Here is a 13,023-nt window from a genome sequence, read left to right as displayed (position 1 = left end):
CATCCCAACTCCCCCTTCGACGTAAAGGATTCGACAATGTGCGGAATCGTCGGATTGCATCTGCGTAATCCCGATCTTCATCCCCGGCTCGGCGCCATGCTCGCCGAGATGCTCGGTGAGATGCAGGATCGCGGCGCGGACTCGGCCGGTATCGCGGTTTACGGCAACCCCGAGTGGGCGCCTCCCGGCCACGGCTGTGTCTCGCTGCTCGAACTCGACGTCCTGCCCGACGAGGTCTCGTCGACCCTGAGCGCGGCGCTCGGTGTGCCCGTCGCCGCCCAGCTCGTCGACGCCACGCTGGTCGCGTCGGCGCCGGTCGGTGCCGAAGAACTCCTCGGCGCGGCCCGTGCCGCCTACCCGGACGCGCTGGTCGCCGGCTTCGGCTCGGACCTCACCGTCCTCAAGGGTGTCGGCGCACCTCGCGACCTCACCGAATCCTGGGGCCTGGCAACTGCTTCCGGTTGGCAGGGCGTCGGCCACACCCGGATGGCCACTGAGTCGGCGGTGACCCCGTCCGGTGCTCACCCCTATGCCGTGGGTCCGGAGCAGTGCCTGGTGCACAACGGCTCGTTCGCCAACCACGCCACCATCCGACGCGAGTTGCGTGCCCAGGGTGTCGAATTCGACAGCGAGAACGACACCGAGGTCGGCGCCCGCTTCGTCGCGCACCAGCTCGCCGCCGGCAAGGACGTCGAGACCGCCCTCAAGGAGGTGTGCGCCAACTTCGACGGCTTCTACACCCTCGTGGTCTCCAACCGCGACTCCTTCGCCGTCGTCCGCGACGCCATCGCCTGCAAGCCCGCGGTGATCGCCGAGACCGACGACTGGGTCGCGATCGCCAGCGAGTACCGCGCCCTCGCCAAGCTGCCCGGCGTCGAGAACGCCCGCATCTGGGAGCCCGAGCCCGAGGTGGTCTACGCATGGACACGGTGACACTCCCACAACCAGGGATCCTCGAACAACCCGGGACGCTCGATCCCACCACCTCCCCCACCGACACGGCGAAAGCTGAGACGATGAGCCCCAACCACCACTTCGATCTCGCGAACACCCCACTGCGAGAGATCAACTCGGCGCTCCACGATGACATCTCCGGTGAGATCGTCATCGACAACCCCGCCGGCGCCCACAGCGTCGCGGCCGGCGTCAACGCCCCGGTCAAGATCACCGTCAACGGTCACGTCGGCTACTACGCCGCCGGCATGAACCAGCAGGCGGAGGTCACCATCAACGGCAACGCCGGCACCGGTGTCGCCGAGAACATGATGAGCGGCAGCGTCATCGTCAAGGGCAACGCCTCGCAGTCGGCCGGCGCCACCGCACACGGCGGCCTGCTCGTTGTCGAGGGTGACGCCGCGGCCCGCTGCGGCATCTCGATGAAGGGCGTCGACATCGTGGTCGGCGGCAACGTCGGGCACAACAGCGCGTTCATGGCACAGGCCGGCCGCCTGGTCATCCGCGGCAATGCCGGTGACGGCCTCGGCGACTCCATCTATGAGACCCGCATCTACGTCCGCGGCGAGGTCGCCTCGCTGGGCGCCGACTGCATCGCCAAGCCGATGCGCGAGGAGCACCTCGAGGAGCTCGCCGGCCTGCTCAAAGCCGCAGGGTACGGCGACGACGATCTGACCGCCTACACCCGCTACGGATCGGCCCGCGAGCTCTACCACTTCAAGGTGGACAACGCTTCTGCCTACTGAGCCATCCCCTCGCTCCCTTCAGGTGCGAGGAGCGATAGCGAAGCCATCCCCTCGCTCCCTTCAGGTGCGAGGAGCGATAGCGAAGCCTTCCCCTCGCTCCCTTCAGGTGCGAGGAGCGATAGCGAAGCCTTCCCCTCGCTCCCTTCAGGTGCGAGGAGCGATAGCGAAGCCACCCCCTCGCTCTCTTGAGGTGCGAGGAGCGATAGCGAAGCCACCCCCTCGCTCCCTGAGGTGCGAGGAGCGATAGCGACGAGCCACGAAGGGCTGGCGACCCCCCCTCGAATCCCAGCCCCTCGCGCCGACACACACCGAAAGAGACATCACCATGACCGAGAACCTCAGCGTCGAGCAGCGCGGACTCCGTGAATCCGCCACCTACGACCGCACCACCATCGCCGCCATCCAGCGGGCCGCCGAGACCGGTATCTACGACATCCGCGGCTGGGGTGCCAAGCGCAAGCTCCCCCACTTCGACGACCTGCTTTTCCTCGGCGCCTCGATGTCGCGCTACCCGCTCGAGGGTTACCGCGAGCGCTGCGACACCGACGTCGTCCTGGGTGGCCGCAATGCGAAGTATCCGCTGCACCTGTCGACCCCGGTGACGATCGCGGGCATGAGTTTCGGTGCGCTGTCGGCCGGCGCCAAGGAGGCTCTGGGCCGAGGGGCGTCGGAGGTCGGTACGTCGACCACCACCGGTGACGGCGGCATGACCCCGGAGGAGCGCGGTCAGTCCAAGCACCTCGTCTACCAGTACCTGCCCTCGCGTTACGGCATGAATCCCGACGACCTGCGCAAGGCCGACGCCATCGAGGTCGTCCTCGGTCAGGGCGCAAAGCCTGGCGGCGGCGGAATGCTGCTGGGGCAGAAGATCTCCGAGCGCGTGGCCGGCATGCGCACCCTCCCGCAGGGCATCGACCAGCGCAGCGCCTGCCGGCACCCGGACTGGACCGGTCCCGACGACCTCGCGATCAAGATCAACGAGTTGCGCGAGATCACCGACTGGGAGAAGCCGATCTACGTCAAGGTCGGCGCCAGCCGCACCTACTACGACGTGAAGCTGGCGGTGCACTCCGGCGCGGACGTGGTCGTGGTCGACGGCATGCAGGGCGGCACCGCGGCCACCCAGGAAGTCTTCATCGAGCACGTCGGCATCCCGACGCTCGCCGCCATCCCGCAGGCCGTGCAGGCACTGCAGGAACTCGGGGTGCACCGTGAGGTCCAGCTGATCGTCTCCGGCGGCATCCGCAACGGCGCCGACGTCGCCAAGGCGATGGCTCTCGGCGCCGACGCCGTCGCGATCGGCACCGCCGCCCTGATCGCGTTGGGCGACAACGATCCCCGCTACGCCAAGGAGTACGAGGCACTCGGCTCGGCGGCCGGCTACTACGACGACTTCCAAGACGGTCGCGACCCGGCCGGCATCAGCACCCAGGACCCGGAACTGTCGGCGCGATTCGACCCGGTCCTCGGCGGCAAGCGCCTCGCCAACTTCCTGCGGGTCATGACGATGGAGGCCCAGACCATCGCCCGCGCGTGCGGCAAGGCGCACCTTCAGCACCTCGAGCCCGAGGACCTCGTCGCCATCACGATCGAGGCCGCGGCGATGGCACGGGTGCCGATGGCCGGAACCAACTGGATTCCGGGGAGTGGGCTGTGAGCGCGGCAAACACGACCGCATCGGTCGTCATCGTCGGTGGCGGCCTCGAAGGCGCCGCCACCGCATGGGCACTCGGTCAGCGCGGCATCACCGATGTGGTGGTCTGCGAACGTGACACTGTGGGCGGCGGGATGACCGGCAAGTCGTCGGGCATCGTCCGCTGCCACTACGGCGTCAGTTCGCTCGCCGCGATGGCGGCGGTGGGCCTCGAGGTCTTCGAGAAGGCCGAGGAGATCTTCGGTACCGACATCGGCTTCCGACAGACCGGCTATGTCGTCGGCGTCGGCGAGGCGAACGTCGAGAACCTGCGGAAAAGCCTTGCGGCGCAGCGGGAGGTCGGCGTCCAGACCGAGGAGATCGACGCCGCAGAGGTCGCAAAGATGTGGCCGGCAGCCGATCTCGAACCGTTCGCGGCGTTCGGGTGGGAGGAGCGCGGCGGTTATGGCGATGCCTACCAGACCGCCCAGGCATTCGCGGCAGCCGCGCGTGCCACCGGCATCAAGATCCGCCAGGGCACGACGGTCACCGAGCTGGTCGTCGACGGGGGCCGGGTCACCGGCGTCCGCCTGGCCGACGGCTCGACGATCTCCGCCGACACCGTCGTCGTGGCGACCGGTGTGTGGTCCAAGCCCTTCCTGGCACCGCATGGCATCGACGTCCCGATCTCGGTCCATCGCGAACAGATCGTGATGATCCATCCGGGGGAGGATCTCGGTGAGGTCCCCGTGTTCTCCGACCTCGTCTCCCTGCAGTACGTCCGCCCGGATGTCCGCGGTGAGATCCTGTTCGGCAACAGTGATCTCAAGGAACTGCAGACCGCAGACCCGGACAACTACAGCAACCGCGTGGACAGCGACTTCGTTGACCTCACCGTGGACAAGGTGGGTACCCGATTCCCCGGGTTCACCGAGCCGGCGATCACCAGCAGCTACGCCGGTTGCTACGACGTGACGCCGGACTGGAATCCGATCATCTCCCGGGGACCGCTCGACGGCCTCGTGCTGGCGGTCGGGTTCAGTGGCCACGGCTTCAAGATCTCACCGGCGGTCGGCAGGCTCGTCGCCGATCTCGTCGTCGACGGACACAGTTCGGACCCGCGAATCCCGGAGTCGGACTTCCGCTTCACCCGGTTCGCCGAGGGCGACCCGCTGAAGACGAGGTTCCCGTACGTGGGAGCAGGAGAGATGCGCTGAGCGTTCCCGAGCGGTGTGCACGGGGGTGAACCGACGAGAGGACGCGACAACATGTGTCAGACAGTGAACGACCTCGCTCACTATGCTGGCGAGGTGACCGACGACCCTTTGATCCGTAACCAATCTGGCATCGCACGGGAGCGCCCCGTCGACCAGTCGGTCGAGGAACTCGAGCTCGAGACTGCCATCGCGCACAACGTGCGCCGGCTGCGTCGTCAGCAGGGACTGTCGGTGGGTGACATGGCGACCCGCGTCGGCATCTCCAAGGCGATGCTGTCGAAGATCGAGAACGCTCAGACCTCGTGCAGCCTCAGCACCCTCGCCCGCCTGGCCACCGGTTTCGATGTCTCGGTGACGTCGTTGTTCCGCGGCGCGGAGATGGAGCGGTCGGCCGTCTTCGTGAAGGCGGGGGAGGGCAACGAGATCATCCGTGAGGGTTCACGCGAGGGGCACGAGTACGAGTTGCTCGGATCGCTTCGCGGAGAACACAAACGACTCGAATGTCTGCTGGTGACCCTGACGGAGAAGTCGGTGACCCAGCCGCTGTTCCAGCACGCCGGTACCGAGTTCCTGTACGTCCTCGAGGGCGTGATGGACTACGCGCACAGCCGGTCGGTGTACCGGATGCATCCCGGCGATGCCCTCCAGCTCGACGGCGAAGGAGCGCACGGGCCGGTCGAACTCGTCGAACTGCCCGTGCGCTTCCTGTCGGTCATCGCGTTCCCCGACTCCGCGGTCTGACGCCCCTGCTCCTCGAGTGGCCCGGAGCTTGCGGAGGGCGTACACCCTGTTCCTTGAGTAGCCCGGAGCTTGCGAAGGGCGTATCGAAAGGACTCGTGCCCGGCCTCAGAACTCCTCGGCTCCGATGAGCGCGGCGTCGGGAGAGACCTTGTGCTTGTTGGTCTTGACCAGTGCCACCGCACCGAGTGCGACCGCGCAGTAGCCGACGGCGAACCACCACGGGGCGACGTCGCCGAACCATTCGGCGAGGTAGGAGACCAGGACCGCGGCGACCGCCGCACCCGCCCAGCGCAGGAAGCTGAAGCCGGCGCTGGACACCGAGCGGGGGGTGTCGTTGCCGCCCGAGGCCATGGCGAGGTCGGTGAACAGGGTGTTGAGGATGCCCGAGGGAAGACCGGACAGGACGACCGCGAGACCGATGAGCCAGATCTGGTCGGACAGCGTTCCGACCGCGGCGAGGGCCATGACGATGCCGTAGCCGGTGATCGCGACGAGCACACCACCCTTCTCGCCGACGACCCGGGCGAGCGGGGTAGCGACGAACACACCGGCGATTGCGGTGAGCAGGCCCCAGCCGAAGAAGACCAGGCCCGCGTGAATGGGCCGGAGTCCCATGGCGATCGGTGCCCAGGCGATGACGGTGAACAGGGCGCCGGTGTAGAAGGCCGACCCGATACCGGCGATGGTGAGCGTGCGATTGCGCAGGGCCTTGAGCGGATCGACGATGCTGACCCGGGCACGTTCCGACCGCGGGCCGTCGGAGGGGAGCATGATGGCGCACAGCACGGCGCCGACGAACATGAGCAGCGCGGTGCCGCCGAAGGGGGCACGCCAGCTCCATTCACCGAGAGTCGCCCCGAGCAGGGGGCCGACGGCGAGGCCGATCCCCAGGGCCGCCTCGTACATCATGATCGCGCCCTGCCTGCTGCCCTTGGCGGAGGAGACGATGAACGCGAGCGCGGTGGCAAGGAAGAAGGCGTTACCCAGGCCCCAGAGCACGCGGAAGGCGATCAGCTGATCGATGTTGCTCGCGAAGACCGAGACGCCGGCGGCCACGACGATCATCACCAGGCCGACGGTCAGTGTCCGCTTGGGGCCGAAACGGTAAGCGGCCCAGCCGGTCAGCAGCATGGCCACACACTGCACACCGACGTACACACCGAACAGCAGGGTGAGCTTGTTCGCGGGAGCGTTGAGCGCCTGGGCGATGCTGTGCAGGATCGGGTCGACGAGACCGATGCCCATGAAGGCGATGGTCGCCGCGAACGCGGTGATCCACACGGCGCGGGGCTGCATGCGGAACATGGCGAGGAGCGAGGTGTTCTGCGCGTCGTCGGCGTGTGTCGGGTTCGACGCGCCGGTGGCGGCCTTGTCTTCGGTGACGGTCATTTGGGTCCTCTGAACGGGGGCTGGTTGTCGGAGACGGGGGACGTGGATCGGGCGAGGGGTCAGTTCTCGGCCGTCTTGGCATCCACCGCCGCTGAGGTCTGTGCGGGGTGATGATCGAGCTCGTCGCGGAGCGCTTGCAGTGCCGGAGCGGCCGCGGCGAGCGCTTCGAGATGTTCGGGGCTCAGGTTGGCCAGGGCGTCGGTGAGGGCTACGTCGCGGCCGAGGCGGATCCGTTCGACCAGTTCGCGACCATGGTCGGTGAGATCGACGAGTACGGCACGACGATCGGCAGGATCGGGTCGGCGTTCCACCAGTTCGTGCTTGGTGAGTCCGTCGATCACCGACGTCGCGGTGGGCATCCGGATCGACTCACGTTCGGCGAGCTCACCCATGCGCATCGGGCCGTGATCGGCCAGGACGTTGATCGCCGATGTCTGGGCGGCGGTCAGTTCGACGACAGGTGTGCGTCGTCGAAGCGACAGGTAGAGCCGCGTGATGCTCGGCCGGAGGGCCGAGGCGAGTCGAGCGGCATCTGGAACAGTCACATTTCGAAACTCTAATACTTAGACGCTCGAAGTAATACCTCGCGACGCTGTGAGATCGACGACACCAGCCCGGCCCAGGTCGGCCAGGCGAGAGCCTGCGGGTGCCCGATCCTTCGCTGGTTGAGTAGGCGAGGAGCCTGCGACGAGCCGTATCGAAACCGCCGGTCAGACCCCGATCGCGGTCCCACCGTCGCGCCAGATCGCCACCACTGCGGGCCGGGGCTGGGAGTTGCCACCGTCGGGCCAGTGGGATGCGGGGTTGTCAGCCGAGTGGTCATCGAGCTCACCGGGGTGCTGCACGGCGACGAGGATGCGGTCACTGTCGATGACCGGCCCGCAGGTCTCGGCACCGATCGGGACGGTCAGGAATTGTTTGGTCTCGCCACGGCGGGCGCCGTCGAGTGCGACGGCGAACAGTCCGTCGTTGGATCCGAGGGCGTTGCCGTCGGTGGAGATCCACAGGTTGCCGTGCGGATCGAAGGCCAGGTTGTCCGGGCAGGAGATGGGGCTGACCTGCGTCTTGTCGAAACCGCCGTAGTAGGTGTCGGCGGCGGTCGGGTCACCGCACACCAGCAGCAACTCCCAGGTGAACTCGGTACCGGCGTGGTCGTCGGAGATCTCGATGATCTGCCCGTTCTTGTTCTCGTTGCGTGGATTGGCCGCGTCGACGGGCGCCTTGCCGTCGGTGCCGCGGTCGCTGTTGTTGGTGAGGGCGCAGTACACCTTGCCGGTCATGGGGCTCGGCTCGATGTCCTCGGGCCGGTCCATCTTGGTGGCGCCGACGGCGTCGGCGGCCTGACGCGTGAACACCGCAACCTCTGCCGGCGACATCCCGGGCACATGCGAGCGGGCCGATCCGTCGGCGTTGCTGGTCAACAGCGGCTTCCACGACCCCTTCCCGGCGAACTTGCCCGAGGCAGGTGGTTTGCCGGACTCGTCCGGGGTGTCCCCGGTGAAGGTCGCCACGTACAGCGTGCCCTCGTCGAGGATGCGAATGTTGTGCTCGCGTGCGGTCTTCGAGAGTCCGCTCTTGATCTTGCGGGACGAGACGAACTTGTAGATGTACTCGAACTTCTCGTCGTCGCCGCTGTAGGCGACGACGGTGCCTCGGTCCGGGCAGTTCTTCACGACGTGGATGTTGGCCGATTCGTGCTTGCATCGACCCAGCGAGCTGTGTTTGACGGGGGCGGCTTTGGGGTCGTGGGGATCGACTTCGACGACGTACCCGAATCGGTTGGCCTCATTGGGTTCGACGGCGAGGTCGAAACGCTTGTCGTACCGGCCCCACTGGTGCTCGTCGTCATCGTCGGCGAAGGAGTAGCGGTCGAGGCGTTCGGCCGCCTTCGGGTCGGTGACCTTGCTCGCGTTGGCGAAGTAGTTGTTGAAGTTCTCCTCACCGGAGAGCATGGTGCCCCACGGCGTGAGACCGCCGGAGCAGTTGGCGAAGGTGCCCAGGATCGTGGTGCCGGCCGGATCCGCTGCGGTCCGGACGAACTCGCTGCCGGCGGCCGGGCCGGTCAGTCGGAACGGGCTCGACGCGGTGAGTCGCTGATTGCGCGGTCCGACAACGGGTTCCAGGGCTCCGGTGCCGTTTTTGGCGACTACCTCTACGACGGCGATACCGACCGCGGCCATCGCGATCCGCGCCTGCTGCTCGGTGGGTGCACCCTCCCGGTAACCGGTGAACATGAACGGCTCGGTGGGGTACTCGAGGTTGGCGACGAGGTAGAAGTGTCCGGGGACGCCGTCGACGGGGATGAGTCCGGCGAAGTCGTTGTTGAAGCCGAACTGTTTGGCCTGCGCTTCGGGGGTCTGCGCGGCGAAGTCGAAGTCCGGGGCGCCGGGCAGGACGGGGTCGCCCCAGCGGATCACGACTTTCTGGCGGTATCCGTCCGGGATCACCACCGCGTCCTCGGTGTTCGCCGGGACGGCGGTGAACTTCATGCCCGGCAACGGTTCTCCGGTAGCTGCACCACTCGTCGGCGACCCGGTACCGGAACCGCTGTCACCGCAGGCTGCGAGCACGGATGCCGCACCGACCGCGACCGCCGTACCCGCAGAGGTCTTGAGAACACTTCGACGAGAGACCGCGGTACGCACGACGTCGCGGAAGTACGCGTTGTCGCTGGAGTTTCCGGGGTCGGACCGGCAGGCGTCGCCGCACTTGTAGCGGCAGGTCACATGGGCACGGGACGACCTGCCGGCATCGCGACCGGCGGAGGTGAACAGCGGCAACTGGATTCGCACCCGCAGGACGCTAAGAGAGCCAGACGAACCGCCGGGTGCTCAGAAGTGAACGGAAACCGAACGCGCGGTGGCTCTTCTGCTCCCTGAGGGTGCGGGCGGAGCCGATCCCTTGCTCCCTGAGGGTGCGGGCGGAGCCGATCCCTTTGCTCCCTGAGGGTGCGGGCGGAGCCGATCCCTTGCTCCCTGAGGTGCGAGCGAAGCCGATCCCTTGCTCCCTGAGGTGCGAGCGAAGCCGACCCCTTGCTCCCTGAGGTGCGAGCGAAGCCGACCCCTTGCTCCCTGAGGTGCGAGCGAAGCGAGCCACGAAGGGCTGGCGACACGACCTCGCCTGCCCTTCATGGCTCGTCGACTTCGATACGCTCCTTCGTCGCAACTCAACCCGGCGGCTTGCGCTCCTCGCACCTCAGGCATCGGACCTGGGGTGCGCCTCGCTCTTTCGGATCAGGGAGCGAGAGGGTGGTGTCCAGGGCACGACTCTCGGGGAGCAATGGGTGCCGCGGCCGGCGGAGCTACTCAGAACCGCCCGCCGGTACCGATCCGTCCCGACGATCCGGACCCTCCGAAAGAGCCGGGACTGCGTCCGCCACTGCTGAATCCACCGCCGAAGCCGCCGGGGTAACCGCCCCGGTATCCGCCTCCGCGACCGCCGCTGACGGTGCCGCGCAGGAAGCTGTCGACCAGGATGCCGCCGAGAACCGCACCTGCGGACGACGATCCGCTGGACCGCGGCTGCTGCGACTGCTGCCAGCTCACGACGTCGCCCTGGGCGGCCATCAGCGCCTGGTCGGCGAGAGCGCCGGACTGGCGTGCCGCGGAGGTCGCCGCGACCGGGTCGGTTCCGGCGGCCTCCTGCGCGGACCGGAGAAGTCGCTGGGCCTCGGCCAGACGGGTCCGGGCGGTGGACTGGACGGCGCCGCGTCGGGTGCCGATGAAGTCCGACGCCGCGGTCACCTTCGCGGTCGCCGATTCGAGGGCCGCGGTCAACACCTGTGCGCTACGGGTGCGTTCGGCCGCGGAGTCCCGCGCGGCGTCGAGCGCGTCGTCGAGATCGGCGTCTGCGTCGACCAGCGCGGTGAACGTACCCAGGGGGTCGGCATCGAAGCCGGTGCGGGCCGCGTCGAGAGCGGTTCGTGCGGCCGCTGCGGCAGTCGCCAGTGCGGGACCGCCGTCGGCGGTCAGCGAGGCGGCCTCGGCGAGCTCGCCCTCCACCTCCTCGATCAGCGCAGGCATCCGGGACTGCGCGGCCGCGATGTTCGCATCGGCGTGATCGATCGCGTCGAGGAGCACGGTCGCCTGCTCGATGGATCCCTCGGCCGAACGGATGGCCGCGACCGCGGGACCCTGCTGCCCGACCGGTGCCGCACTCGCCGCACGACCCTGATCGGCGGTCGCCTCGGCGAAATCGATCTGCTGCCGGGCCAGTTCGACGTTCGACAGGATCGAGGCGAGTGTCTGCTCACCGTGCTTCTCGGTCAGTTCGGTGAGCTGCTGCGACGCCGGGTCGAGACGTGCGCGCAAGCCGATCAGCTGCTGGGTGATCGCGTCGAAGCGGGCGTCGGCGTTGATCAGCAGGTTGCGCATCGCGTCGAAGGCCTCGACCTGGTCGTCGAGCGCGGCGTCGGCCTCGGTGCACGAGGTGATGATCTCGACGAGCATCCTGCGGCGCTCGTCTTCGGTCTCCGGGACGTCGTCGTCGAGTCGCTGACGGATGGTGAACGACTGCGCGAGATCGCGTTTCGCCCGTTCGAGAGCCTTCGTGAACGGTGCGGTCTCGGCATGGCCGAACTCGTCGACAGCCAGCCGCAGTTCCTCTTCACTGGTGCGGATGGCGTTGTCGAGATCGGTGAGGACCTCGCGAGACCACGGATCCAGCACGTCGAGCGGTTGTTCCTCGAGTTGGTCGACGGTCAGTTCCTGTTCGCGAAGCGCTTCCAGGCTGCTGTCGATCCGACGCTGCTTGCGGCGCCGCGAATACAGGTATGCACCGCCACCGCCGACCACGACCGCTCCGCCGACGACACCGGCGGTGATGACCCCGGTGTAGCTGGGGTCGAGGGCATTCGAGAGCCCGTTGATCGCGCCCAGGCCGGCCTGCGCCCAGTTGCCCTCACGAAGCTGGGGGACGACGTCGTTGGTGGCGACGTCATCGAGGGTCGACTGGTCGAGCCCGCCGATGTCGTCCGGGGCGAACATCCGGTAGGAGCGGTCCTCGGTCGCGACCGCCAGCAGGGCGTCGTGGTCGCCGAGTTCACTGGCGATGGCAGTCCGGTCGGCCCACTGTTCGCTGGTGAGGCCGTCGAAGCTGCGGACGTACACGATCCACATCTGGATGTCGTGCTTGTTGTACAGGTCGTCGGCGGCATTCTCGAGTTCGGTCCGCTGCTCCGGCGTGATCACCTCGGCCGAGTCGACGACGTAGGTGGGCAGGCGGGCGGGCGGTTCGGCGGCGGCCGGGCCGGCTCCGACACCCGCCAGCAGCAGGGTCATTCCGAGCGCGAGACCGACTGCGCCGAGAGCTGCGGAGAGGCGACGCGTCAGGACGTGTCCCCACCCACCACGAATCGCAGGTTCCCGATGCATGATCACAAATTTAACCAGCGGCCGCATTCGGGTGAGTGTATGTCCGTCCTTGACCTCGATGGGTACCGGCACGTGCTCAGCGTCGAGCGTCGCGCCACCGGCACAGGGCCTCGACGGCGGTGAGGTCGTAGTCGGGGCCCGTCACGCCGACGGTGAGCAGACTGATGCCTTCGTCGGCCAGCGCGTCGGCACCGCGGAGCAACGCGTCGACGTCGCCGTCGAACTGCACCGCCGACGACCGTTCGATGGTCTCCGGGTCGCGTCCGACCGCAGCGCAGTGCTCGGCGAGCACCTTCGACTTGTGGCGGTACTGCTCGACGTCGTTGAAGCCGTGCCAGGCGTCGGCGTGTTCGGCGATGTACCGCAGCGTCTTCTTCTCGCCGCTGCCGCCGACGAGGATCGGGATGTCGCGGGTGGGCGCCGGGTTCAGCTTGCCCAGACGCGACTTGATGCGCGGCAGCGCCGCACCGAAGTCGTTGAGGCGCGAGCCGACGGTGCCGAACTCGTAGCCGTACTCGTCGTAATCCTTCTGGAACCAGCCGGCGCCGACACCGAGGATCAGACGTCCGCCGCTGATGTGGTCGACGGTGCGGGCCATGTCGGCGAGCAACTCCGGATTGCGGTAGGAGTTGCAGGTCACCAGCGCGCCGATCTCCACCCGAGATGTCTGTTCCGCCCACGCACCGAGCATCGTCCAGCACTCGAAGTGCTCACCCTCCGGCGCGCCGTACAGGGGATAGAAGTGATCCCAGTTGAAGGCGACGTCGACGCCCGCATCCTCGGCGCGGCGAACCGCGTTCCGGATCAGGCCGTACTCAGGAGCGTGCTGGGGCTGGATCTGGACACCGATACGAAGAGGGAAGGCCATGGCGACCAGTCTGCCTGCTTCCGGCGGCGGCGTCGACGTCTGGAGCTGTCAGCACACCGAACGGCCGCCGCGCGTGTCCCGCCCGCCGAAAACCGACTGCGAG

Annotated in this window: 10 protein-coding genes; 5 read left to right on the top strand and 5 right to left on the bottom strand. The window is 67.8% G+C overall.

All coding sequences use genetic code 11. The features are described from left to right. Window positions 1–36: 36 nt before the first annotated feature. The 5 genes from M1L58_RS08150 (at window position 37) to M1L58_RS08130 (ending at window position 5,291) form a co-directional block, all read left to right on the top strand. On the top strand, window positions 37–933 hold the full coding sequence (locus M1L58_RS08150; protein WP_248658503.1) for a glutamine amidotransferase: 897 nt from the start codon (window positions 37–39) through the stop codon (window positions 931–933). Next, window positions 921–1,700: a protein glxC gene (locus M1L58_RS08145; RefSeq protein WP_006868531.1), complete on the top strand. Its 780-nt coding sequence runs from the start codon at window positions 921–923 to the stop codon at window positions 1,698–1,700. The genes M1L58_RS08150 and M1L58_RS08145 overlap by 13 nt, the downstream gene beginning before the upstream one ends. A 325-nt stretch (window positions 1,701–2,025) precedes the next feature. Next, complete coding sequence (locus tag M1L58_RS08140; protein WP_006868532.1) at window positions 2,026–3,357, top strand: FMN-binding glutamate synthase family protein; 1,332 nt, start codon at window positions 2,026–2,028, stop codon at window positions 3,355–3,357. Then, the gene (locus tag M1L58_RS08135; RefSeq protein WP_248658502.1) at window positions 3,354–4,550 is read left to right on the top strand and encodes an NAD(P)/FAD-dependent oxidoreductase; all 1,197 of its coding nucleotides are present in this window, start codon (window positions 3,354–3,356) and stop codon (window positions 4,548–4,550) included. The genes M1L58_RS08140 and M1L58_RS08135 overlap by 4 nt, the downstream gene beginning before the upstream one ends. A gap of 51 nt (window positions 4,551–4,601) precedes the next feature. After that, complete coding sequence (locus M1L58_RS08130) at window positions 4,602–5,291, top strand: helix-turn-helix domain-containing protein (protein WP_248658501.1); 690 nt, start codon at window positions 4,602–4,604, stop codon at window positions 5,289–5,291. A gap of 105 nt (window positions 5,292–5,396) precedes the next feature. On the opposite strand, the gene M1L58_RS08125 is transcribed toward M1L58_RS08130, so the two are convergent. The 5 genes from M1L58_RS08125 to M1L58_RS08105 all read right to left on the bottom strand — a co-directional run bounded on the left by M1L58_RS08125 (window position 5,397) and on the right by M1L58_RS08105 (window position 12,920). Then, complete coding sequence (locus M1L58_RS08125; RefSeq protein WP_248658500.1) at window positions 5,397–6,680, bottom strand: MFS transporter; 1,284 nt, start codon at window positions 6,678–6,680, stop codon at window positions 5,397–5,399. A 59-nt stretch (window positions 6,681–6,739) separates the two neighbouring features. Next, window positions 6,740–7,225 carry a MarR family winged helix-turn-helix transcriptional regulator gene (locus M1L58_RS08120; RefSeq protein WP_248658499.1) on the bottom strand — a complete coding sequence of 162 codons (486 nt, stop codon included), beginning with the start codon at window positions 7,223–7,225 and terminating at the stop codon, window positions 6,740–6,742. 165 nt (window positions 7,226–7,390) lie between these two features. Beyond that, window positions 7,391–9,472, bottom strand: a complete 2,082-nt coding sequence (locus tag M1L58_RS08115) for a PhoX family protein (RefSeq protein WP_248658498.1) — start codon at window positions 9,470–9,472, stop codon at window positions 7,391–7,393. A gap of 513 nt (window positions 9,473–9,985) precedes the next feature. After that, the gene (locus tag M1L58_RS08110) at window positions 9,986–12,052 is read right to left on the bottom strand and encodes a TPM domain-containing protein (RefSeq protein WP_248658497.1); all 2,067 of its coding nucleotides are present in this window, start codon (window positions 12,050–12,052) and stop codon (window positions 9,986–9,988) included. 76 nt (window positions 12,053–12,128) lie between these two features. Then, window positions 12,129–12,920: an LLM class F420-dependent oxidoreductase gene (locus M1L58_RS08105; RefSeq protein ID WP_248658496.1), complete on the bottom strand. Its 792-nt coding sequence runs from the start codon at window positions 12,918–12,920 to the stop codon at window positions 12,129–12,131. Window positions 12,921–13,023 lie beyond the last annotated feature (103 nt).

It is taken from the genome of Gordonia sp. C13, assembly GCF_023218005.1.
Classification (GTDB): Bacteria; Actinomycetota; Actinomycetes; order Mycobacteriales; family Mycobacteriaceae; genus Gordonia; species Gordonia namibiensis.
Note: the sequence above shows the minus strand (reverse complement) of the source record. Positions and strands in the feature narration are given on the sequence as shown.

What these genes read in the sequence shown, in the direction of transcription:
- M1L58_RS08145 (WP_006868531.1), top strand. Translation starts at nt 921, where the DNA reads ATGGACACGGTGACACTCCCACAACCAGGGATCCTCGAACAACCCGGG.
- M1L58_RS08110 (WP_248658497.1), bottom strand. Translation starts at nt 12,052, where the DNA reads ATGCATCGGGAACCTGCGATTCGTGGTGGGTGGGGACACGTCCTGACG.
- M1L58_RS08130 (WP_248658501.1), top strand. Translation starts at nt 4,602, where the DNA reads ATGTGTCAGACAGTGAACGACCTCGCTCACTATGCTGGCGAGGTGACC.
- M1L58_RS08105 (WP_248658496.1), bottom strand. Translation starts at nt 12,920, where the DNA reads ATGGCCTTCCCTCTTCGTATCGGTGTCCAGATCCAGCCCCAGCACGCT.
- M1L58_RS08150 (WP_248658503.1), top strand. Translation starts at nt 37, where the DNA reads ATGTGCGGAATCGTCGGATTGCATCTGCGTAATCCCGATCTTCATCCC.
- M1L58_RS08140 (WP_006868532.1), top strand. Translation starts at nt 2,026, where the DNA reads ATGACCGAGAACCTCAGCGTCGAGCAGCGCGGACTCCGTGAATCCGCC.
- M1L58_RS08125 (WP_248658500.1), bottom strand. Translation starts at nt 6,680, where the DNA reads ATGACCGTCACCGAAGACAAGGCCGCCACCGGCGCGTCGAACCCGACA.